The organism is Parasphingorhabdus halotolerans, from assembly GCF_012516475.1.
GTDB classification, from domain to species: Bacteria; Pseudomonadota; Alphaproteobacteria; order Sphingomonadales; family Sphingomonadaceae; genus Parasphingorhabdus; species Parasphingorhabdus halotolerans.
On sequence record NZ_CP051217.1, the window covers coordinates 1,941,085 to 1,963,257 of the forward strand.

A 22,173-nucleotide genomic window follows, 5' to 3' on the forward strand; every position below is an offset into this window, starting at 1 on the left:
GCCCATCAGCGCGGCGCTTCCGTTCGCTCAACCAGACCTTCGATGATTGCATCAACCTGACGACCTTCAATTTCGGCAGCCGGGGAAAGCAAGGTGCGGTGGCGCAGCACTGATGGAGCCAGCATTTTTACATCATCCGGGATAACATAGTCACGCCCCGAAATAGCAGCGCGGGCGCGGGCAGCACTGGCGAGCATGATCGCAGCGCGAGGACTTGCGCCATTTTCCAGATCCGCAGTCTCGCGGGTCGCCCGCACCAAGCGCACGATATAGTCGACAACATCTTCCACAAGCTTCACAGTTTTCACTGCCTCGGCGGCGGTTGCGAGTAGCTTCTCGTCCGCCTGCGCGGAAATCCCGAAATCAGCGGCAACCGGTGCGCCCATCCGGTCACCATATCGAGACACAATCAGCTTTTCTTCGTCAGCATCGGGATATTCAATCAGCAGCTTGAACAGGAACCGGTCGAGCTGCGCTTCGGGCAGCGGGTAGACGCCTTGCTGTTCGATCGGGTTCTGGGTCGCGACGACCATGAAATTCGACCCCAGCTTATGGGTTTCCCCATCAATGGTCACCGAGCGTTCCTGCATCGCCTCGAGCATGGCGGCCTGGGTTTTTGGCGGCGTCCGGTTGATCTCATCGGCGAGAAGCAAATCGCAGAAAATCGGTCCGCGCGTCAGGGTGAATTTGCTGGTCTGGAAGTTGAACAGGTTGGAACCGACAATATCGCCGGGCATGAGATCGGGCGTAAACTGGATACGCCCGAAATCGAGACTCAGCGTGGAAGCGAAACACTGGGCGAGGAAAGTCTTTGCCGTGCCGGGCGGACCCTCCAGCAACACATGGCCGGATGAAAACAGCGCGATCAGCAAATGGTCGACAATCTCTTCCTGGCCGATAATCGCCTTGGCAACTTCACTGCGGATATTGTCCGCGAGGCCTTTCAGCTCTTCCATCTTCATCCGATTTTTTCCTTTTTCCAATTAAACAGAGCGGCCGCAGCGTCGGCGACCTCATTGCGGTTCTGGGTCCGGCGCAAGGCTTGATAAAGTGCCGAGAAACGGTCGCCATCCACCTCTCCCAATTGATCAAGCTTTTCGTTAACGAGCGCATCATCTGCGCCTGCCCGGAGACCAATAGCCTCTGCCGCCTGCGCACGGATCATCTCGGCATAGGGTTCCGCCACAAGATATTCCCGCTGCATGCGCCCGATGAATCCGGCGCTGTTGTTCACCAGAGCAGTCTTGCCATAATCAATGCTGCGCCGCTCGCGCAAAGGCGGTCCAAAGCGGTTAAACGCCATCCATGCGGCCGCTATCGCTGCGACGATCAGACAAATCGTAGCGCTCAGAAACGGCGGTTCGAACGCCAGCGTCAGGAGATTTTCGGAGGATCCCAGTCCGTTGAATGTGAGATCAAAGGTCACGGTCTCCTCGCTGCCCGTTGACGCGGCTTCTATGAGGGCAATGGCATGGCGTGCCGTCTGTTTATCCGCCATGCCAGCATTGTTCATCAGGTCCGCATCGGCGACCACAACCACCGGGAAATAGGATGCATCAATCTCGTCTTCATCGGTGATCCGCGATTCATCGAGGCTATCAAGCTGCGCATAGACGCCGCCATCATCAATATAGGCAGCGAGCGCCCGGCCTGATGTTCGGTCCCGGGTTATGGTACGCAGATAATCACCCTTGATCGTGACGGGAGTGTCCGGAGCCTTCACCTGCTTGGCAACCGCCGAAAGGGAAAGCAATGTCCCAGCCTTTTTGCGCTTTTCATCAATCTTGATTTCGGCATCGACTAGGTCAGCAAGCAAAGCCGTGTTCGTATCCGGCTCGACAGTCCCGCCTTTCGCAGCCCACCCCTGTTTCAGCCCGGGTAGCGGCCCGATATACCATTTTGGCAATATGATTAGTGTCGGCCCAATATAGGAACGGTTATGAACAACCTCAGCCAAATCTTCGGCATTGGCATAAGCAGCGGGGGTCAGGATCAGCAGACCGGCATTGTCATTTCCTGCCGGACTGCGCGAATATTGCACCTTCGTGCCGGTTTGCTCGATGATCTCGGCGAGCGCCTTATAGCCAGCAAAGCTATAGGATGCGCCATGGGCCTGCCCGTCATTGGCCGAGGTGAGGCGATTGCCTGCGCCGAGCCCGTATAAGAGACCAACAAAAGCGGCAAAGCCGATGATCACCATGATGATGATCGTCGTCCGTTTAAACGGATTGGCCTGAACACTCATCAGGAAGAAGCCTTCCAACTGTCTTTCAGGGCAAACTCGCCGTACGCGTTGCGCGATGCCAGCCAGCCGGCCTCGCCAATAGGCGTCGCGCCAAAAACGCCGCGTTCAACATGGCTGGCGATGACTGCAAACATATTGCGCGCTTTTTCAGGCAGGCTTTCAAACCGCTCAATTTCTCGTGATGTATTGGAAGGGCGAAGCAATTCCGGGCGGCGTTTCTCGATATCCTCAATGCTACGGAACAACAACAAATGCGCCGCTTCGTCATATTGGCCTTTGCCCGCGAGAGCATCCGCCTCATCCAGCCATTGCCGCGCGACGCTTTGTTCCGGCAGCCATTCTTCCACGTCTGACTTTGGCTTCCGACCACGCCATTCCTCGATATAAGGTGCTAAAATCACCCACAGCAGGGTCAGCACGCCTACAGCGAGCAGCACCAGCAGCACGATCCGCAAGACCGGCCAAGCGGTGACCAGCATTTCGCCAACCGGTCCTAATACTTCTCCTAGCCATTTCAGAAAATCCTGCCACCATTGCGGCACTTCCGGTGGTTTAAACTCCGCCGCGGCAAACTGGATATCACTGTCGCCGCGCACGTTTTTCCATGCAGCATCGAAAGAGGCTTGTTCACTGGTGCCCTGTACTTGTGCGTTCTTTGCCACGCTGCAGATGTTGCAGAAACCACCGATGGCGGCAAGAGCGAAGATAGAGTGATCCAATTTCTATTCGGATCTTTACCCTTACAATATTTTATGACAGTATTTGCCAAATAATATTGGAGGGGAGCAAATATGGCCAATCCGGATGGCAAGGTTGATATCAGCAGAGTACTCAACAATACTTTTGGCGTTATAAGCCGGAATCCCGTGGTTTTTCTGGGGCTCTCGTTCCTGATCCTTGGCATCCCCAATGCTTTGCTACAACTCATGCAGGGCAGTCCTGAAGCTGTTATGGGTGCCTTTGCCTCCCCGACCGCAATCATATCCGGCATCGTCGGTTTCATTGTAATCATCTTTTTCTCGGTCATACTGCAAGCGACATTGATTGTTGCCACCGTTAAAGACCTGGGCGGCGAGCAGATTAATCTTGGCGACTGCGTGAACAAGGCGCTGAGCAAGGTACTGCCGCTGATCGGCCTCGGTTTTCTGATGGGTCTGGGTATCATGCTGGGTTTTGTACTGCTGGTTGTGCCCGGCGTCATACTGGCTCTCATGTGGATGGTTTCTTCTCCGGTTCTCATGACTGAAAACAAGGGCGTAGTGGATTCCATGAAGCGCAGTGCGGAGCTGACGTCCGGTTCCAAATTGCTGCTTTTTCTCCTGATGATAATTTATGTTGTTATTGCCGTAGTCATTGGCGGGATTGGCGGAGCGATGAGCCTTTTCAGCACGACCGGCGCGGTGATAGTGGCCCTGCTTGTGAATACGATAACCGGCGCTCTGCAGGGTGCGGGCATTGCCTCCATCTACGTCGATTTGCGCAACGCTAAAGAGGGTACAGACACCAGCACATTGGCCGATGTCTTTGCCTAGATAGAAGCCAAATAGAAGAAAGCTAAATTTAACCGCGCAATTGAACAGTTGGAGATTCTCCGATTAACCGCTATAAGTTGCGTATTGATATGCAATTCAGCGGGTAAAGCTCCATGATTAAACTGAACGTAAACGGCAAAGATCAGCAGGTCGATGTTGATCCAGCCACACCAATCCTCTGGGTGGTCCGTGAAAACCTGAAAATGCCCGGCACCAAATTTGGTTGCGGTATTGCCCAATGCGGGGCGTGCACTGTGCATCTCGATGGCAAACCGGTGCGGTCCTGCTCGACCCCTGTTTCCGCCGCTGATGGCAAAGCGATTACCACGATTGAAGGCATTGCTGCAGAAGACGGCACGCTCAGCAAAGTGCAGCAAGCATGGATTGCCGAGCAGGTGCCCCAATGCGGCTATTGCCAGTCCGGCCAGATCATGTCGGCAACCGCGCTTTTGCAAAAAACTCCAAACCCGACGGACGCACAGATTGATGCGGCGATGGCCGGCAATGTCTGCCGCTGCGGTATGTATGGCCGGATACGCAAGGCGATCAAAGCCGCTGCGGGTATCACCGCTGAAACGAAACCAGAAACGCAGGAGGCCTGAACATGACAGAAGAACAAACTCCTGACACCCCGAATGACGCCACTAATGATGTCGAAACAAAACCCGAGAAGAAAAAGGGCAAATGGACCCGGCGGGCGTTCATTGGCGCAGGCGTTGTCGCGGGCGGCGCGCTCGTTGTTGGTATCGCCGTTCGGCCCGGCAACCCAACCGGCAAGCTCAAGCCCTTTGTTGCCAATGGCGAGGATGAAAACCTGATAAATGCCTGGGTCAAAGTGGGCGCGGACAATGTCGTGACCGCTATTGTTCCGCATGCTGAAATGGGTCAGGGCGCCCATAGCGTTCTCGCGCAAATGCTGGCCGATGAAATGGACGCGGATTGGAACAAGCTCGAAATTCTCGAAGCGCCTGGCATAGCCAGTTACGCAGGCGCGGATATTGGACGCGAATTTCTGGCACCCACGCTTGAAGTCCCCAATCTTCTGGAGCCGACCGTTCAAGGGACCTTCCTCAAGCTTGCCGACATGATGTCGATAAGCTTTACCGGTGGCAGCTTTTCCATTCGCGGCGTTGGTAATCGCAGCCTGCGGATGGCCGGCGCAGCCGCAAAACAAATGCTGATTGCCGCCGCCGCCCAAAAATGGGGCGTGGAAGCGGGCCAAATCACTGCTGCCAAGAGCATGCTGACCCACAAGGCATCAGGCAAGTCGGCGACCTATGGTGAATTTGCCGCAGCGGCAGCCGAGCAAAGCCTGCCGGTCAAACCAAAGCGCAAGAAAGTCAGCGAATATGTGCTGATGGGCAAGCCCATTCCGCGCAAGGATATTCCATCCAAGGTCAACGGCACAGCCGGATTTGGTATTGATGTAGAGGTCGAAGGCATGAAATATGCCGCCGTCAAAGCGCCGCCAGTGATTGGAGCAAAGGTCGAGAAAATCAATGCCGATGCTGCCAAAGCCATGCCCGGCGTGCTGCAGATTTTGAACATGGGCGATTTTGTCGCTGTGGTGGCCGATGGTTATTGGCAGGCACAGCAAGCGCTCAATACTGTCGAAACAACGTATTCCAAAGCGGACGGACAGGGGCTTGATCAAGATGCGGTTTTCGCGCGCTATGCCAAAGCTCTGGATGAAGCCGGTAGCGATGGCGGCGATGTGGAAACCGATGAAGGCGATGCCATCGCGACATTTGGCAGTGCGGCTAAAACGGTCAAAGCCGAATATAAAGTGCCGTTTCTCGCCCATGCTACGATGGAGCCGATGAACTGTACAGCCCGGGTTGAAGGTGACACATGCGAGCTATGGCTGGGAACCCAAAACCCGCTCGGCGCGCGCCGTGATGTTGCCAAGGCACTGGGTATTAGCGACGATAATGTATCAGTGCAAAATGCCTATCTCGGCGGCGGATTTGGACGACGCGGCAATAGCGATATCCCGGTTATGGCGGCGCGCATTGCCAAGGCCGCTGGCTATCCGGTCAAAATGATCTGGTCCCGCGAAGAAGACACAGCGCAGGATCATTACCGTCCTTCCGCGACCAGCCGGTTTGAAGCCGGACTGGATGAATCGGGAAAACTCGTCAGCTGGAATAATATCCATGTTCATCTGTTCGACCCGCAAGAAGCACCAACGGTGCCGCATTATGCGGTCCCCAACCACCTGATCCGCAAGGTCGATGTGCCCATGCACTTGCGCTTTGGACCATGGCGCTCGGTCGATCACAGTCAGCAGTCGTGGTTTATCGAGAGCTTCGTTGATGAGGTCGCGCAAGCAGCGGGCAAAGATCCGCTGGCGCTGCGCCGGGAATTGCTGGTAAAAGCACCACGCCATCTGGCTGTCCTGAACAAGGCGGCGGAAATGGCCAATTGGGATAGCAAATTGCCAGAAGGCCATGGCCGCGGCATTGCTCTGGTTCCATCCTTCGGTTCCATCGTGGCGCAAGTTGCCGAGGTGGATATGACCGGAAAAAAACCGCGCGTAACCAAAGTCTATTGCTGTGCGGATGTCGGCTTTGCGATGAACCCGGACGGCGTTGCCGCGCAGATGGAAAGCGCCATAGTCTATGGCCTGACCGCCGCGCTTTACGGCGAAATCTCGATCAAGGACGGCGCTGTGCAGCAGAGCAATTTCCATGATTACCAGATGCTCCGGATAAACGAAATGCCGGACGTGGAGGTCGCGCTGATCAACGGCGATCATGAACGCATAGGCGGCGCGGGCGAACCCGGGTTGCCACCGATAGCTCCGGCTGTCACCAATGCGATTTTCGCAGCTACTGGCACCCGCATTCGCGAACTGCCTATCGCCAAACATAAATTCGCCTGAGCGACGGAAATGGAAATAGTGATGAAGACGATTTTTCGGTTAGCGACTCTTGGGCTGGTATCGGCTTTGGCAGCCTGTGGTTCGGACGCAGCCCCCGGGCCAACCGAGCAAATCATTGTCCGGGAACCCGGCGAGACCCCTGCGGTTACGCTCACCAAAGCCCCGGAAAACATCAGCTTGGCGGCCGCCGGGGAAGCCGCATTTGCGGTTTGCAGCGCCTGTCACTCGGTCGAAAAAGGCGCACCGGCCGGACCGGGGCCCAATCTCCACGGCGTAGTCGGCCGCGCAGCCGGAGCGGCAGAGGGTTTTGCCTATTCTGAAGCGCTCAAGACATCCGGGATTAGCTGGAGCGAAGCAGAGCTTGATGCCTATCTTGCCAATCCTGTGGCGAAAGTGCCGGGCACGACAATGGTCGCCGGTGCGCTGGAAGATGCTGAACAGCGCAAGGCGGTTATCGCTTATCTCAAGGATGCATCCTCAAGTTGAGCGAAGGCGCAAGCAGCGGGATGATGCTGGCGATATTGGCCGCTGGCAGTTCCCGGCGTTTTGGCAAGCAGGATAAATTGACCGCTTTGTTGCACGGCAAAATGCTCGGGCTTCACGCCGCCGAAGCGCTGGCGAAAAGCCCGTTTGATCACCGCGCTGTTATTGCATCATCCAGAGACCACCCTTGCGCGCAGGATTGGCGGCAGCTTGGTTATGATGTCGTCGTTAATAGGGAAGCGGCGGATGGCCAATCGAGATCTGTAAATTTGGCAGCCCAGACAGCGGTTGATCGCGGTGCAAGGGGATTGTGCATTTGCCTCGCGGACATGCCCTTCGTCACCGCTGCCGAGATTGAAAAACTGGCCGCCATGTTTGAAGGAAAAAACGCCACGGAACCGGTGGCATCATCAGCCCGCGACAAAATCTCTCCGCCCGCGATTTTTCCAGCAAGCAGCCTGAATATGCTTACGGAAATCAGCGGCGATCAAGGTGCCCGTCAAATGTTGGAGAAAGCTACGCTGGTTCAGGCACCCGCTGCTCTCTTACAAGACATCGACACACCGGAAATGCTGAATAAGCTTAATATTATTCAATAATTTTATGTGGTTAGTAGCCTAGAATAATTCCGAGGCATCAAAGACAAAAACATCGGATCGAGCCTCCATCTCTTCCATGATCTTATATTTATGCCAAGCCCCAAACAGGATCAGAACCCGCTTTCCATGCCCGGTTATCGCGTCCAGCTTCCCGGTCATTAGCGCAATATGGCTGGCATTCACATTCGCCCAACCGCCTGCGCCAAGGTCATCGCCGAATAGATTTTCGTCCGTTTCCTGCCGTGCTTTAACGGCCTGATCATAAGCAGCACTATGGATGAACGCAGGATCGTCGGATCGGCCGGAAACGCTTTCGTTATAATCCTTGATCGCGGCTTGAAATGCCTGCCAATCTGCCGCCCGCTTCGGGTCTTGTTCGATGCGTGCCATGGCCGCCTTGCGCGCGTCCGCCGTCTGCTGAGACCATGCCGCAACGGGCACCATTTCAAAGCCCATCTCCGCCCGAAGCGGGAATACGACATCGACAAGCTCGGGGAAATCATCCGCGCGACTCTCCCGCACTTCGCCGAACTTCTGGTAATTTGAAGAAGCCGTGGCAAAGCGGTCCGGCGGTAATTCGACCATCACAATATCAGGATTGAAGCGCTTGATGGCGGTCCTCAATATATCCAGCGAGTAGGTCTTGCTCCGCTTATGCTGCGCGTGAATCGCTCCGACCACCGCGACAATCGTCGTTCCTTCGGGAATATCGGGTTCCGCTTCAACCGAACAACTTGCCAGCGCCGCAAACCAGATGACGAACAGGTAACGCAGCACCTGATGCGCCACTAACCCGCGTCCGCTCGTGCCACCAGCGACGGCAAGGCCCGGCCCATCACACTCTCGAAATATTTGTTCACCGCTATGGTCTTTTCCAGATCAACACCGTGTTTCACACCGGAGCGGTTGAGCAGATTGATCAGATCTTCGGTCGCGATATTGCCGGTGGCATTGGGTGCAAAAGGACAGCCGCCGAGCCCGCCGACGCTGGAATCAAGTGTATTGACGCCCGCTTCTACCGCAGCCCAGGCGTTCGCAATGCCGGTATTGCGGGTATCATGAAAATGCGCCCGCATCCCGATATGATCCGGCAGCAGCTCCCGCAATTGGCCGAAAAGGTCGGACACTTGCGCCGGAACGCCAACCCCGATGGTATCAGCCAACGCGATTTCCAGCGGTTCCTCCTCCGCCATTTCAGACGCAATGCGCATCACGGTCTCCGGCAACACCGTGCCTTCAAACGGACAACCAAAGGCCGCTGAAATCGTGACTTGCGCTTTCAAGCCTTCGCCCTTGGCAAAGCGGATCATCTCACGGTTTTCGCGGATGCCTTCTTCTATGGTCTGGCCCTGATTTTTTTGCCCGAACGTATCGCTGGCAACAACCACACAGCCCGCCTCGTCAATGCCGCGTTTGCCGCCTTCCTTGGTCGCCAACCCGCGCAAGACGCCGCGCTTGTTCAGGCACAGCCCGATATAGGAAACATCGTCGCGATCGGGCAGTCCGGCGATTACATCCTCGGCGTCCGCCATTTGCGGAACCCGCACTGGATGCACAAAGCTCGCCACTTCCAGCCGCCGCACCCCAGCATCAATCATCCGCTCAATCATTTGCAGCTTATCCGCAGTGCTGATGATATCCGGCTCGTTCTGCAGCCCGTCACGCGGGCCAACTTCGACTATCGAAATGCTTTTATCCTGGGTCATGCGGGGACCATATCACAAATGGCCCGCGCATGACTACTTGAGAAAACACACTTCGGCTGGCGGACAAATTACCCCGCTGTTACCGCAATCACATTATCATCGCTGTTGCGGTCGATATATTTGTTATACGGGTCGACACCGACATATTCCGGTTTCTTTTTCGAGATGACTTTTATGACCTGCTTGCCCGATTTAAGCGGCTTGCGCGCCATGCTGATCACGTCGTTCTTGCCAAAGGCTCCTATTCCCGGTTTGGCGGTGAACAGGCCAATTTCGATATTGTCCGCGAGACTGGCCTTGGTTTCCTTGCCCTCACCGTCAGCATAATATTTGTCAGCCTTAACCGTGAGCGTGGTCTCGAATTTGCCGTCCGCCAGTTTGCGAACCGTCGCGGTATCGACCTTCATGTCATAGACCGTAATTTTCTCCAGCAGATCGACAACCAGCTGCCGCTCGGCATCATTGCGAGCGAGAGATTTAAAACCATTCACCAGATCGATCGAACTGGCATAAGGCTGGCTTTTGAAACGATATTTGTCGAGCAAATTGGCGAGCATGGCATTCACGCGGTTCTCGCCAAGCCGGTCCTGCAGCAGATACATCACCACGGACCCTTTCCGGTAGTGGATATAGCCTTGATCCTCGACGCGATTGAGCGGCAATTCTTCGACCGCCTCACTGCCTCGCGCGTTAAGATAGTTATCCAGCTCATACTTCAGAAAGCGCCGGATTTTATCTTCGCCATAAAGCTCTTTCATCACCATTAGCGCAGAATATTGCGCCATTGTTTCAACCAGCAAAGTGCCGCCCTGCTGATACGCACTGATCAACTGATGGGCCCAATATTGATGTCCAATTTCATGGGCTGTTACATAGGTGACATAATCGATATTTTCCGGATCAGAGATGTTTGCCAGAAACCCGATACGTTCCGAATAAGGCACGGTACCGGCAAAAGCCTGCGCAAAACTCTCATAGCCGGGAAACTCCAGAATCCGGGCGTAATCAAATTGATATGGTCCGAAATTTTTCTTGTAATAGGCGAGCGACTTCTCGGTCGCATCGACCATAGTCTTGATGTTGTAATCATGATCGGGATGGTAATAGACCGAAATATCAACCCCATCCACGCTGCGTTGTTCGACCGCATATCTCGCGGACTGAACCGAGAAGAAGGCCAGTATCGGGTTGGTCGAAACGAAACGCGCAATCCGCCGATCCCCTTTTACCTCGTCGGAGACCTTGCTGCCCGGCGCTATCGGCGTCTGGTCCTTGGCTGTGCTGACCGTGATGTCAGACATTACCCAGTCGACATTGTTCACATAGTTTTTTTCGCGCGCGCCTTTATCTTCCAGCTTTGGCAGGCGGAGCTCCGCAGGCAGGCCATATTTGCGGCGTTTGGCCCGATCAGACAACAGTCCGTTGCGGTTCATTCCGAACGTCGGCATGAATTCCGTATTGTTCAGGAATGTGCCGTTTTGCAAAAGCCGTATTTCATTGCCGCTGGCTTTAAATCCTACGCGTTCGCGAGACGTTTCGAAACCCAATGTCCGCGTTTCTCCAATGGCCATGGGTTCATTAAGCCGATAGATGCGATATTGCATTTCCTCATCGAACATTTCGAGTTTTGAAGCCGGAATATCGAGGGCATCAATTTTCGTATTTTGATCGGTAAAAGTGACATGCAACGCTTCCACCGGAGCGCCCGTATCATTTACAATCCTGATCGTCCCGACGACATTCATTCTCTGCTGCTCCGGATAAAGGCCGATGTTCATTTTGACATCAGTGACAGACGGCTGCTTCACGGACTCATATTTGAGATATTTATTCTCATAATCGGCGCTTAGTTTGTCGGTATCATCCAGCGTCAGATACCGGTTCTGCACATTCATGGCATTGTAAATGTAAATACCGGTGCCCAGTGCCACTGCTGCCGCGACCGCAATCAAGGCGCCAGCCGGACTGATCAACCGCCGGGGCAGTTGCCTGATCCTTGGCATCAGACTGGTTTCCGTGCCGCGCCGCCAAATCAGATGAGCGAGCGCTGCTAACATGACTGCAAATGCGCCCCAATAGAGCCGCAGCCACCATGCTCCAGACGCTCCCACCATATCGCCATTCATATCCGACAGCGGCACCGGAATACCTTTGTTGAAAAGATAGAGTGGGTGGTTCCAGCCGATGATGTTGAAGGTGATCGTCGCCACCATGTAGAGAACCATGATCCCCCAGCCGATATATTTATTCGGGCTAAGCGCCTGAACGAACACCGACAATATGGCGAGAGTTACCATCTCGACCGTACCCGGCAAAATATACCAGCTCCAATATTTCCCAAGCTCAAAATCGGTATAGCCCTTTGACAGCTGGATCAGCATGGCCGCCACAACAGAAATCATCAATGCTGTGAAAAGTACTCCGACCACTGCCAAGGTTTTGGGCACCATGAACGCCCAGTTAGGTATCGGCGTTGAATCAATAATCTCGTGCATCTTGCGATCGCGATCCCGCCACACCAGCTCGCCGCCATAGAAGATTGCGATGATCAGCGGGAAGATTGTGAAGCTGCCTTCCAATATGCCGATAACATAGAATGTCCGGGGGTAAGCCGGCGTTCCATAAAGCTCGGTGAAGAAGAACAAGGCTGCGACAGAATTAAATAGTCCGATCAGCACGAGAATGAAAAAAGCCGGGCTTTTAAACACTTGCGTCATTTCAAAACGAGTGCGGGTTAGCAATCGCGACCAGGCGGCTCCGGCGGGATTAGACTGCGGCAGCGCTGCGACAAGGACCGGCTCTTCTTTTGCCAGCGCAGCCATTTTTTCCTGCTGCTTTCTGATTTGTCGCTTTGAAATCCCGGCATCGGCAAAACTGAACCGCGAATAGGCAAAGGCCAGTGCTGCAATCGAAACAGCAAGCCAGATCAAACGGTTGACCAGCAGCACGCCGTCAAACGGTGCCATCATGCTGTTGCTTTCCGCTGCCGTCCAATAGCGTGTCAAATATTCATAAGCCCCGCCGCCAAAGGGTTCGGCATAAGCGCTAAAAAGCATGAGTTCAGGATCAAACTCAGTAGCAGCGCTGAACGCGAGATATAGCACCAGAAACACCACTACGCCCATATAACTATACATCATCGAGCGGGTGATCGTTGCGACCGCAAAAAACAGGCAGGATGTGAGGAATATGCCGGGCAGTGCGAGCAGGAAATAGGCGTAAAGAAAATGACTGAGCCGGTTTGGTCCGAGTGTTTCCGGGTCCATCCACGGCATATAAGAACCAAGCCAGATCGCAAATGGAACGGTCAGAAAGGCGATGGCAGAAATACCAAATGCTCCGGTGAAGCGGCCAATCAGATAGTCAAACTTGCTGACCCGGGTCGATCGCACCATCGGGCCAAAGCCGCTTTCATCATCCCGCACAATGACATTGGCGACAAATGCGGTCGTCACAAACATGAAGAATATCGTCAGGATTATGGTGGTTTCCGCCAGTGCCGCCGGACTATTGGCGTTGACATTGCCGCCATCACCGATACTTAGATTTTCCGATGTGGCGGCGCCGAAAGTCAGCAGGAAGAACAGGATCGCAACAACCCAGAATACCGGATTTCTAAACTGATAGCGCAGTTCAAACGCAGCGATTTTACCGAACATCGTTAAGCTCCCTTACGCTGCTGCAGTTTCAGCAGATGCGGAACGGCGAGTGGCGGCGAGTGTGGAGAAATAGACATCTTCCAGACCGCCATTGACGGGCGCAAAGCCGTCATTCGGATTATCTCCCGAGAGCACGTGAATGATTGTCGCTCCAGCAAAAAGCCGCGTCGAGATAACATCATATTTGGCGCGGTAAGCATCCAGTTCTTCGCGCTTGATCGTCTTGGACCAGATTGTATTTTTGGTATTCTCGATCAACTCCAGCGGTGCGCCCTCAAGCTGTATCCGCCCTTCTGCGATTACTGCCATTTTGGGGCAGAGATCAGACACATCTTCGACGATATGAGTGGACAGGATAATCACCACATTCTCGCCGATTTCAGCCAGCAGATTAAGGAACCTGTTGCGTTCTTCGGGATCAAGACCCGCCGTCGGCTCATCGACTATGATCAATTCCGGATTACCAATCAGCGCCTGCGCAATACCAAAACGTTGCCGCATGCCACCGGAGAAACCGGCAATGGCTTTCTTGCGGACATCCCAGAGGTTGGTTTGATTGAGCAAAGTCTCGACCGTCGCCTTGCGGTCTGCTTTGGATGCGATGCCTTTCAGCACCGCCATATGGTCGAGCATGTCATAGGCCGAAACGCGCGGATAAACGCCAAAATCCTGAGGCAAATAACCAAGCTGTTCGCGCAAGGTTTCCGGGTCTTTCAATATATCAATATCGCCGAACTGGATGCTGCCCTGTGTCGGCGTTTGCAGCGTTGCGACGGTGCGCATCAATGTAGATTTGCCCGCGCCATTGGGGCCGAGCAGACCGAACATGCCCTTGGGAATGGAGAGCGTCACATCATCCAGTGCCTTGGTGCCATTGGGATAAATATGGGTGACATTCTTGAGATCTAGCATCGGGTCGCGCTCCACTATTGGTTTGACAATATCGGTGTGTAGTATCGATATAATACACTAGGCGCAATAGACTAAATCAACAAGGTCGGAAATAAAGCGGAATCACACTCCAGCCATACGAATAGCCAATGCCGGGTCGGTCGGATCAGACCAGTCTTGCCGTGCCGCCCAGTCCGCAAGCGAAGTTGGCGAAACCCCGAACCGAGCCTCCATCTCCTCCATCTCGGCAATCAGCGGAGACACCGGCTGGGTGTTGTAGAAGCGGTAGAAAGATGCCATTCCATCGTAAATCGAGAAAGGTTTTACCTCGGCTGAGCCGGTAACCAGCAGGCTCATCGCTGATGCAAATTCGTCTGGCGACAGGCTTTTAAATGCGATTTCTTTCCCCGCTGCTTTGCTGAGCCGCTGCGCCACTTCCTCGCCGGTTAGCGCTTCTGGCCCGCCAATCGCATAGCGCCCGCCAGGAATATCATCGCGCTGGAGCGCCGCAACCATGAACGCCGCCACGTCATCAAGGCAAATCCATGAAATTTTCAGATCCGGTCTCGCCGGATAAGCAAAAATGCCCTTGTTGGCGATGGACGGTTTGCTCCAGCTACGGATCATATTGTCCATGAATACTTTAGGCTCGAAGATGAAATATTGGCTGCCGCATTCCATGATCGCCTGCTCAATATCACGGCGTCCATCATGCGCAGGGTTGTCAATATCATGCTCTGCGACATAGCAACTGGTATTGAAGGTGATTTTCTTTACGCTATTTTCACGCGCGGCGGAGGCGATGTTCTTCCCCAATTGTTTGGCCAGATCGCGATCAAAGACAAATGGCAGATGGGCTGCGATGCCGTCCATCCCTGCCGCCGCAGCGATCATCGATTGCTCGTCATATAAATCAGCAGCCACTGTCTCGACATCGGCAAATTCGGTACTCGCCAAGGCGTCCTTGTTGCGAAGTGCAGCCACTGGCCGCATGCCGGCATCTATCAAACGACGGAGCAGCGGATGGCCTTGATCACCAGTCGCGCCCAATACCAATATTTTCCTCATCATCATTCCCTGATCAATTTTCCGAATACACTAGATATTCTCGCGCCTTGCCGCCGCACGGCCGGCGATATATCCAAAGGTCAGCGCTGGTCCCAATGTGCCACCAGCCCCTGCATAAACGCTTCCTGTCGGGCAGCTAATGACATTTCCGGCACCATAGAGGCCCGCAATAGGCCTTCCGTCATGGCCAATTATCCGACCCGAAGCGTCAGTTTTCGCGCCGCCATTAGTGCCTAAAGCGCCCGATTTAATTTCAACCGCGTAATATGGCGCCTGCTCAATCGGCCCTAAAGTAGCTGCCGCACCGGCGCGCGAGCGATCTCCATAAAACCGATCATATTCACTTTCCCCTCGCCCGAAATCGGGATCCATTGCATCTTTAGCATTCGTATTGAACCGCTCAATCGTCTGGTTCAGTTGGGCAGCGTCAATTTCCAGTTTACCCGCCAGTGCTTCCAGACTCTCTGCCTGCACGATCCAGTCAGGAATATCCTGCCCCGGCATCACCGAAGCTAATGGATATCGCGATAGATATTGATGATCGAAAATCAAATAGGCTGGCAGATTAGGGTAATCATAAGTCGCCGGATCAAAAGAGTGAAACGCTCCGGCCAGTGACGCATAATTATTCGCCTCGTTACAGAAGCGCTTGCCCGCCGTGTTGACCATCACTGTATGCGGCAGGGTGCGCTCGATAAGTACCGGCAGGGATCGTTGGCCACCACCCTTCCATTGCGCGCCAGGAACGGAGATCGTCGGCACCCACCACGCGCTGGTCATATTGCCCAACGAGGCTCCAGCTCCCATTGCCATTTTCAAGCCATCACCTTTATTGGTTGGCGGCGAAGCAGGCGCGGTTAGTGGGCCGCGCAGAAAAGTGGTTTTCAGTTCTTCATTCCATTCAAACCCGCCGGTTGCGAGCACCACGCCCTGGCTTGCATTGATAGTATCGCGGACGCCATGATCGCCAAAACGAGCTCCGACAACACGCTCTCCCTCAACCACAAGCTGAACACCAATCGCCCCTAGTATCGGCTTTATCCCGCGCGATAGACATTGCTTGAGCAACCGGCCCACGAGAGCCTGGCCCCAGCCGCGCAAATCGCCCGCAACGCGTCGTTCCAGTTCTTCCGGTTCGATCATCCCGCTGCCACCGCCGAGCGGTGTTTCGCGCAACATCAGGCGCGGGAAATCGCCGCCATCAAAGACTTTGTCTTTCCAGTCGCCAAGCTCATTGAAATCAAACAGATCATTATCGAGCCCCCGGCCGCCGCCCGGTTTTGCTCCGGGCCGGTCGAGATAATAGTCGGGATATCCCTCCAGCATACTTAGCTTGGTCGCGCCAACGTCATCGAGAAATTTCAGCGCGTGCTGGCCTTCCTTGACAAACGCACCGAGCACTTCCTCATCCATCTCGCCATGGTCCAGCGACTGGAAATAGGCCATGGCATCTTCATGGCTGTCTGCAATGCCAGCTGCCTGCATTTGCGGATTATTTGGCACCCAGACAATGCCGCCAGAAATTGCGGCACTGCCACCAAGCCGCTCCCCTTTTTCAAGTATGACGACCTTTGCACCCGCTTCATGAGCAGAAAGCGCGGCAGTAAGCCCCGCAGCGCCAGCGCCGATAATCAGAACGTCCGTTTCGATGGCGACTACTCCCGTAAAATCCTCGGAGCCAAATCACCATATTCACCAATTATTGGCCACACGTCTTTTGGATAGGACTGGGATGAGAAAACCGCCGCGTTTGTCGGCACAAAGCTTAACACCCTTCTTGATCACCGGTTAAGAGACGGGCTTTAGGTATGCGACGTGCAACTGCTTTGATGGCAACTTGGAACGTGGGTCATGGAAAGGAAAACAGCGAGACTGGACTGGCGGTGAAGCGCAAAGTTTCTTGACCTACAATCTTATTTAGCACTACTAGTGTCAATATAATAGCGGTCTGAGAAAAGCGATGAAGCGCTGGCAAAAAATTACCCTCGGAGTGAGCCACTAAGGGTGGTGTTTCAGTATGACGGATGCCATAGATTTCAGAGCAAATATTCAGGATTGAACATGGCGAAACAAAGCGCATTGGCAAATAAAATGATACCGGATAGCGATCCGCATCCCGATGGTCGTCGCCAGCGTAGCCAGGTCAGCCACGCCAAGATCATCGCTGCTTTTATGAAATTACTGAAAGAAGGCGATCCGAATCCCAGTGCCGCACGAGTGGCAAAAAGGGCAGGGGTTGGTCTGCGTTCCGTGTTCCGCCATTTTGATGATATGGATTCGCTCTATCTGGAGATTGATAATCTTCTCTACGACCGCTGGGGAGCGGGTCTCACCGCACCCTATAGTTCGTCAGACTGGCGTGATCAGCTATTGGAACTAATCGCGAGGCGGGCGGAGGTGTATGAGAATATTGCGCCATATCGGCTGATCACAAATTTCGCCCGATTTCGGTCCGAGCAGCTCATGAAAAATTATGAGCGATTGATGACGCATGAAAGCAAAGCGCTCGCAGCCATATTACCGAGAACGGTACAGAAAGACAAAAGTCGAAGCAGGGCAATTTTACTCGCCACAAGCTTCGATAGCTGGCGATTGTTCCGGCATGATCAACGACTGAGCAATAAACAAACCATCGCTACTATGTCACAAATTGTGAAAGACATAATTGCACATATTGATGATTGAACCATGCGTATCGCAATCATCTGCGCGCCAGTTTCAGGAACGCGGGCTTGGCGCAAAGGGCGTCAATCATGTGACTATTAAAGACGGCGGCCATTTCCTGCAGGAAGACCAACCGGAGCAGCTTTCCGAAGCGATCATAAACTTCATCAACGGATAGGGATTACCTATGAAAGTCGTCAATCAAGTCAATCCATCGCCTGAAGCGATGACGGAATTTTTCGGTGCCGAGGAAGAAGGGCCATTCGTGATGGTTAACTTGCTCAAATTCAAGGACAAGGCAGAATATGCTGATGGTTCTGATGCTGATCTAAGCGGGGCGGAAGCCTACGCGCGCTATGGCGCTGCGGTGGGGAAATGCATCGCAGACGTTGGCGGCAAACCGGGGTTCGCCGGTCCGGTGACCGGCCTGATGCTCGGCGAAGTTGAAGAGAATTGGGATATGGTGGCGCTGGTCGAATATCCCTCGCTGGAGGCGATGAAAAAAATGGTGTCATCGCCGGAGTATCAGAAAATTACCATCCACCGGACAGCCGGGCTTGCTGGTCAATTAAATATCAAGACAAAGGCTTCCAAATCGGACGGATAGCTATTGGCTTTCGGTGGCAGTAACAGGCGCTTGATCATTGCAAAAATGCCAGACAGTTATTCTCGGCCAGAAGCGGATCGACCTTGGCGCGCGCGTCGCCATCCAGCGCGGCAAATCGAGAACGGAGGTCTGCAAGGCATTTCAATTGGTATTTAAATGTACCCTGTGAATAGGGTTTGCCCATCACCTCGATGCTGAAAGTATCTTCACCTGCTTCCATCGCCGCCGCGTTGGCGAGCAGGAATGGCGCATAGACGCTTCCCACCTGCTCCAACAATATACCGATTACCGGTTTGAACGGTGCATCCGGCACATCCCATTCGCCTTTAACTCCCGACATATCATCAATGTGGAGTAGCCAGCGAAAGGCATAGGGGTAGTCCGCGCGCATCATTTCTTGAGCGGTCGGGTCTACGCCGAGCTGCGACAATTGTCCGTATATACCAAGCTCCGCTGATGATGGCCGCGCGCCGAAAAGATAATGTTCGTTCACAACATGATCTTCCAACGCCTGCAACACCGCTCGCGTTGAGGCTTCGATCAGCGGGAAATTTTCACGGTTGCAGCCCACAATTGCCATCCGGTCAACCTGACGTCTGCGGAAATGTTCGGCCATTGCCTGGCTTTGCTTCACTCCGCCGCCTTTCATCGCATCAAAGGATAGCCAGCGGCTCATCTGGATCTGGTCCACTTCCTCCAGCCAGCGATACCCGAACATTGCCTTGGTCAGCCATTCGTCGGCAAAATCCTCTAGTAAATGCGCGATAAAGGCTTTCTCCGGATCGGGAGGAACGACGCTTCTTCCAGTGTGCCGTGTTTCCAGGTCATAGAGGACCGGCGTGCTGTCATTGTGAAAGCTGCCATCGGGATATTCAATCACCGGAATAACCGGCGCTTTCACCTGGGACTGGGCGGCTTGTGCAGCTGCTCCATGGTTCCAGATGTGGGTGATCCTGCGATAGCGAAACAACGCCCGCATCTTCATCGAATAGGGTGAACCCAAAGCGCCATTGATCACATACATGGCGGAAATCTCCTTACATTAACTTGCTTTGTTCGATCACGTCGGAATCTGCTGGCAGGCTGAAGAACATACCATCCTCGCCGACGATAATCGGGCCGTCAAACTTGTCGGGCGCATCATCCAGAAAGGCGGGATAAAGAAACGAAGCTGGCAGTGGCGGTACGAGATGGCTGAGCACCAGTTGCTTCACACCTGCTATCTGCGCAGATTCTGCGGCCTCGGCCGGGGATGCATGATAATCGAGAATGTCTTTTGTAATGATCGCCGCGTTGGTCATCTCGCGCTTTTCTAGCGCGGCAGTCATCCGTTTGACCATGTTAGAAGCCAGCGCTTCATGCACCAGCAGGTCCGCACCTTTTGCCGCCCGTTCCAAAGATGCGGACTTTGCGGTGTCACCGCTGATCACAATCGACCGGCCTTTATAATCAAAGCGGTACCCGACCGCAGGATCAACCGGGTCGTGATCGACTTTAAAGGCCGTAATTTTCAGACCGCCCTTTTCCAAAATCACCATCGTATCGTCGATCATTTCAAAAGGACGCGCTTCGGCACCACCGCCGGTCGGGGGCACAATATTTTCGCCATGATGGGCAATGCGGTAACGATTGTCAGTTGCATAGGCGGCGTTAAATCCATCGACAACAGCCTCAACGCCAGTCGGACCATAGACTGGCAAGGGCGCTGTTGCAGACCCCTGAGTCCAGTGAAACAACATCAACGGTCCCATCCCGTCAATATGATCAGAATGGAAATGGGTCAGCAAAACACCATCCACTTTGGCAATCGGTATCGCCATAAGGTTCAGATTGCGCGCCCCGCCTTCGCCAATGTCCACGACATAGATTTGCTTGCCGGCAATCACGACGTTGCAGGGACCGGCACGGTCGGGATTGGGAAGCGGCGAGCCTGTGCCGCAAAGCCCGACATGCAGGCCGTCCGCTAGCATTTCACTATTGTCAGTTCCCACCTGCGCCTGAACAGCGCGATCAAAAATGGCCATGCCGATCCGTTGTTGGAAGATGAAAACCCCGGACATAGCCGTGACGATTAAAACGGCAAACACGATCAAAATTCTCTTACGCATATTGCCTCTCCCGAGCGATGCTACCATCAAAAAATTTAATGGCGCGATAAGTGTCAATAATCAATTGCTATTTCAAAAAGGTTGAATGTTATAGCGCCGATAATGCCCCTATGATTCTGCATGATCGGGGTCGCATCATCGGACTGCGCGCAATCGGCGACTGTCAGGACCGCGCCGCCTGCAGCATCCTCTTGAATACCGGATTGCCGTTCCTTACCCTTTATTCCGACAAGGATGCGGTCGCGCCCACAGCCTTCGCAAATCTGGGTCCAAATGGCGATGGTTTTGTGATCAGCACGAAAATTGCGGCAGCTCAGTAAAATAGAAAAACATAGGCACGTAGTCGCTTTGGCAGCGATTTGCCGACGTGCACCGGTAAAATTGCCGCGATAGTGACCAAGGGATTTCTTGCTTCTAACGGAATTTTCCTGGTTCTGCTCACTGCGGTTTCCCAGATTAAATTGCAATGCTCGTATGTAATCCAACTTGGTGCGAACAGTTTGAGGCAATGATGCGACATAGTCTCGAAGTTTGCCGATGCCGCCATCGATCCGAGATACGGCGTAAAGTCCTTGCGCCGAGATGGCCAAGTAAGAACCGAGCTAATCCGATTCCTCGTGATCAGAACAAACGAATTTTGGAGTGCATTACGAAAGCGTCCTTCAAGCCTTTCAACCTGTGCGGCGATATGATCTCTCAAATCGCTGTTATGTGCCCCGGCTTCCGTCATTGCGTTCGCATAGAAGCAACCGGATTGGGTTTTACGTCCAACTTTCATCCACCGTTTGATCAGCCGCGCGGTGGAATCGCGAGCACCATTGTCAGATAGCGCAACCCGGCACCGGCCCGCCGGTGCTCCGAAAGCGATTGGTACTTCCGGATCACTATATTACGCTCCAATGGCTGTCTCACCAGGGTACGTGAAGATGAACATTCATCCGACCATTGGGTGAATTTCCCTCGTAGGTTTTGGGATGATCGTCAAAGGTAAAAAATTCCCCGCCATGCCTTTTTGCATCGGGAAATAACCCTTTTCGTACTTTTGATATGCGTCGTGGTCAGTCCCGAAAAAGATTGTCCAAATCACTAAACACGCGGGGAATTACGGTTGCCGTTTTCTCAATAGACAAAACCCAACACCCTTTCCTACACACCCTCATCCATGCCACAGTCACCCAATGAACCAGCCACACTCCCCCGTTTCCGCCCTGTTCCCGATACTGGGCGAAATGTTGGGAACGCTTCTTGCGACGCGCGCGCACGTGAATAGGGCTCACGTTCCCAGATCTTGTAATTCATTTCCTACACGGGCCGGAAGTTGGAGCCCGAAAAAGGGTGAGCGGAAATTTGCGTTTGGGGTTGTGACCTACTGTGACCCTGACCGATCGGCAAGCGGATGGAAGGCGCTTTTCGCAGGGGGCTTTTGTAGAAATTATGGAAATTGACGGATTTGAAACATCTGGTAGCCAACGGCACTTGGCCGGAAAACACGTTTCCCAGGAGGCAACTTTGACAAACTTTGGGAATAGGAGAAAGAACTATAGACAATTTAATGATCGCCTTTGGGTGGCGGGATTTCGTCCCGGCGGATGATTCCCCTAAAATATGGTGCCGCTTAGAGGATTCGAACCTCTGACCCCATCATTACGAATGATGTGCTCTACCGACTGAGCTAAAGCGGCATTTGACCAACGGTTTGATGAGATTAATCAGTCCCGTGTGATTGG

Annotated in this window: 20 protein-coding genes, 1 tRNA gene and 1 pseudogene; 8 read left to right on the plus strand and 14 right to left on the minus strand. The window is 53.8% G+C overall.

All coding sequences use genetic code 11. From position 1 onward, the window contains the following. Positions 1-5: 5 nt before the first annotated feature. The 3 genes from HF685_RS09580 to HF685_RS09590 are packed head-to-tail and all read right to left on the minus strand — an operon-like array spanning position 6 to position 2,907. Positions 6-962 (minus strand): AAA family ATPase, encoded by a 957-nt coding sequence (locus HF685_RS09580; RefSeq protein ID WP_168819581.1) that lies wholly within the window; start codon positions 960-962, stop codon positions 6-8. Beyond that, positions 959-2,245: a DUF4350 domain-containing protein gene (locus HF685_RS09585; protein ID WP_168819583.1), complete on the minus strand. Its 1,287-nt coding sequence runs from the start codon at positions 2,243-2,245 to the stop codon at positions 959-961. Before HF685_RS09585 ends, HF685_RS09580 begins: the two co-directional genes overlap by 4 nt. Beyond that, the gene (locus HF685_RS09590) at positions 2,245-2,907 is read right to left on the minus strand and encodes a hypothetical protein (RefSeq protein ID WP_168819585.1); all 663 of its coding nucleotides are present in this window, start codon (positions 2,905-2,907) and stop codon (positions 2,245-2,247) included. The genes HF685_RS09585 and HF685_RS09590 overlap by 1 nt, the downstream gene beginning before the upstream one ends. Before the next feature lie 129 nt (positions 2,908-3,036). Between HF685_RS09590 and HF685_RS09595 the strand changes: the two genes are divergently transcribed. The 5 genes from HF685_RS09595 to HF685_RS09615 all read left to right on the plus strand — a co-directional run bounded on the left by HF685_RS09595 (position 3,037) and on the right by HF685_RS09615 (position 7,743). Continuing rightward, a complete protein-coding gene (locus HF685_RS09595; RefSeq protein WP_168819586.1) occupies positions 3,037-3,777 on the plus strand; it encodes a YciC family protein in 741 nt (246 codons plus the stop codon). A 113-nt stretch (positions 3,778-3,890) separates the two neighbouring features. After that, positions 3,891-4,379: a (2Fe-2S)-binding protein gene (locus HF685_RS09600; protein WP_168819587.1), complete on the plus strand. Its 489-nt coding sequence runs from the start codon at positions 3,891-3,893 to the stop codon at positions 4,377-4,379. 2 nt (positions 4,380-4,381) lie between these two features. Next, the gene (locus HF685_RS09605) at positions 4,382-6,661 is read left to right on the plus strand and encodes a xanthine dehydrogenase family protein molybdopterin-binding subunit (RefSeq protein WP_168819588.1); all 2,280 of its coding nucleotides are present in this window, start codon (positions 4,382-4,384) and stop codon (positions 6,659-6,661) included. A 21-nt stretch (positions 6,662-6,682) separates the two neighbouring features. Beyond that, on the plus strand, positions 6,683-7,147 hold the full coding sequence (locus HF685_RS09610) for a c-type cytochrome (protein ID WP_168819589.1): 465 nt from the start codon (positions 6,683-6,685) through the stop codon (positions 7,145-7,147). After that, a complete protein-coding gene (locus HF685_RS09615) occupies positions 7,144-7,743 on the plus strand; it encodes a nucleotidyltransferase family protein (protein ID WP_168819590.1) in 600 nt (199 codons plus the stop codon). The genes HF685_RS09610 and HF685_RS09615 overlap by 4 nt, the downstream gene beginning before the upstream one ends. Before the next feature lie 18 nt (positions 7,744-7,761). On the opposite strand, the gene HF685_RS09620 is transcribed toward HF685_RS09615, so the two are convergent. From HF685_RS09620 to HF685_RS09645, 6 genes are all read right to left on the minus strand, one after another. Then, complete coding sequence (locus HF685_RS09620) at positions 7,762-8,532, minus strand: hypothetical protein (RefSeq protein ID WP_168819591.1); 771 nt, start codon at positions 8,530-8,532, stop codon at positions 7,762-7,764. Further along, the gene (locus HF685_RS09625) at positions 8,532-9,449 is read right to left on the minus strand and encodes a hydroxymethylglutaryl-CoA lyase (protein WP_168819592.1); all 918 of its coding nucleotides are present in this window, start codon (positions 9,447-9,449) and stop codon (positions 8,532-8,534) included. Before HF685_RS09625 ends, HF685_RS09620 begins: the two co-directional genes overlap by 1 nt. Before the next feature lie 68 nt (positions 9,450-9,517). After that, a complete protein-coding gene (locus tag HF685_RS09630) occupies positions 9,518-13,108 on the minus strand; it encodes an ABC transporter permease/M1 family aminopeptidase (RefSeq protein ID WP_168819594.1) in 3,591 nt (1,196 codons plus the stop codon). 12 nt (positions 13,109-13,120) lie between these two features. Continuing rightward, positions 13,121-14,020 (minus strand): ABC transporter ATP-binding protein, encoded by a 900-nt coding sequence (locus tag HF685_RS09635; protein ID WP_168819595.1) that lies wholly within the window; start codon positions 14,018-14,020, stop codon positions 13,121-13,123. 102 nt (positions 14,021-14,122) lie between these two features. Next, the gene (locus HF685_RS09640; protein WP_168819596.1) at positions 14,123-15,073 is read right to left on the minus strand and encodes an SDR family oxidoreductase; all 951 of its coding nucleotides are present in this window, start codon (positions 15,071-15,073) and stop codon (positions 14,123-14,125) included. Between the two features lie 24 nt (positions 15,074-15,097). Then, positions 15,098-16,717, minus strand: coding sequence for an FAD-dependent oxidoreductase (locus tag HF685_RS09645; RefSeq protein ID WP_168821454.1), 1,620 nt, complete (start codon positions 16,715-16,717; stop codon positions 15,098-15,100). Between the two features lie 411 nt (positions 16,718-17,128). On the opposite strand from HF685_RS09645, the gene HF685_RS09650 reads away from it, so the two are divergent. Genes HF685_RS09650 through HF685_RS09660 form a run of 3 tightly spaced genes read left to right on the plus strand, consistent with a single transcriptional unit; the run spans position 17,129 to position 18,338 of the window. After that, a complete protein-coding gene (locus tag HF685_RS09650; RefSeq protein ID WP_168819597.1) occupies positions 17,129-17,752 on the plus strand; it encodes a TetR/AcrR family transcriptional regulator in 624 nt (207 codons plus the stop codon). Next, positions 17,745-17,909, plus strand: a complete 165-nt coding sequence (locus HF685_RS09655) for a hypothetical protein (RefSeq protein WP_168819598.1) — start codon at positions 17,745-17,747, stop codon at positions 17,907-17,909. The genes HF685_RS09650 and HF685_RS09655 overlap by 8 nt, the downstream gene beginning before the upstream one ends. Positions 17,910-17,918: 9 nt before the next feature. Further along, entirely contained in the window at positions 17,919-18,338 is a 420-nt protein-coding gene (locus HF685_RS09660) for a DUF1330 domain-containing protein (RefSeq protein ID WP_168819599.1), read from the plus strand. Positions 18,339-18,372: 34 nt separating this feature from the next. Here HF685_RS09660 and HF685_RS09665 read toward each other — a convergent pair whose 3' ends face one another. From HF685_RS09665 to HF685_RS09680, 5 genes and pseudogenes are all read right to left on the minus strand, one after another. Continuing rightward, positions 18,373-19,362 (minus strand): glutathione S-transferase, encoded by a 990-nt coding sequence (locus HF685_RS09665; protein ID WP_168819600.1) that lies wholly within the window; start codon positions 19,360-19,362, stop codon positions 18,373-18,375. Positions 19,363-19,375: 13 nt separating this feature from the next. Further along, the gene (locus HF685_RS09670) at positions 19,376-20,446 is read right to left on the minus strand and encodes an MBL fold metallo-hydrolase (RefSeq protein WP_168819602.1); all 1,071 of its coding nucleotides are present in this window, start codon (positions 20,444-20,446) and stop codon (positions 19,376-19,378) included. Positions 20,447-20,499: 53 nt separating this feature from the next. Then, positions 20,500-21,036 carry a hypothetical protein gene (locus HF685_RS09675; RefSeq protein ID WP_168819604.1) on the minus strand — a complete coding sequence of 179 codons (537 nt, stop codon included), beginning with the start codon at positions 21,034-21,036 and terminating at the stop codon, positions 20,500-20,502. Between the two features lie 104 nt (positions 21,037-21,140). After that, positions 21,141-21,224: pseudogene (locus HF685_RS16720) on the minus strand (hypothetical protein); the annotation flags it as partial. Positions 21,225-22,052: 828 nt separating this feature from the next. Next, positions 22,053-22,128 (minus strand) — tRNA-Thr (locus tag HF685_RS09680). Positions 22,129-22,173: the final 45 nt, after the last annotated feature.

Excerpts from the sequence above, each read along its gene's own strand:
- HF685_RS09580 (WP_168819581.1), bottom strand. The coding sequence starts at position 962 with ATGAAGATGGAAGAGCTGAAAGGCCTCGCGGACAATATCCGCAGTGAA.
- HF685_RS09585 (WP_168819583.1), bottom strand. The coding sequence starts at position 2,245 with ATGAGTGTTCAGGCCAATCCGTTTAAACGGACGACGATCATCATCATG.
- HF685_RS09595 (WP_168819586.1), top strand. The coding sequence starts at position 3,037 with ATGGCCAATCCGGATGGCAAGGTTGATATCAGCAGAGTACTCAACAAT.
- HF685_RS09600 (WP_168819587.1), top strand. The coding sequence starts at position 3,891 with ATGATTAAACTGAACGTAAACGGCAAAGATCAGCAGGTCGATGTTGAT.
- HF685_RS09605 (WP_168819588.1), top strand. The coding sequence starts at position 4,382 with ATGACAGAAGAACAAACTCCTGACACCCCGAATGACGCCACTAATGAT.
- HF685_RS09610 (WP_168819589.1), top strand. The coding sequence starts at position 6,683 with ATGAAGACGATTTTTCGGTTAGCGACTCTTGGGCTGGTATCGGCTTTG.
- HF685_RS09625 (WP_168819592.1), bottom strand. The coding sequence starts at position 9,449 with ATGACCCAGGATAAAAGCATTTCGATAGTCGAAGTTGGCCCGCGTGAC.
- HF685_RS09630 (WP_168819594.1), bottom strand. The coding sequence starts at position 13,108 with ATGTTCGGTAAAATCGCTGCGTTTGAACTGCGCTATCAGTTTAGAAAT.
- HF685_RS09635 (WP_168819595.1), bottom strand. The coding sequence starts at position 14,020 with ATGCTAGATCTCAAGAATGTCACCCATATTTATCCCAATGGCACCAAG.
- HF685_RS09640 (WP_168819596.1), bottom strand. The coding sequence starts at position 15,073 with ATGATGATGAGGAAAATATTGGTATTGGGCGCGACTGGTGATCAAGGC.
- HF685_RS09650 (WP_168819597.1), top strand. The coding sequence starts at position 17,129 with ATGGCGAAACAAAGCGCATTGGCAAATAAAATGATACCGGATAGCGAT.
- HF685_RS09655 (WP_168819598.1), top strand. The coding sequence starts at position 17,745 with ATGATTGAACCATGCGTATCGCAATCATCTGCGCGCCAGTTTCAGGAA.
- HF685_RS09660 (WP_168819599.1), top strand. The coding sequence starts at position 17,919 with ATGAAAGTCGTCAATCAAGTCAATCCATCGCCTGAAGCGATGACGGAA.
- HF685_RS09665 (WP_168819600.1), bottom strand. The coding sequence starts at position 19,362 with ATGTATGTGATCAATGGCGCTTTGGGTTCACCCTATTCGATGAAGATG.
- HF685_RS09670 (WP_168819602.1), bottom strand. The coding sequence starts at position 20,446 with ATGCGTAAGAGAATTTTGATCGTGTTTGCCGTTTTAATCGTCACGGCT.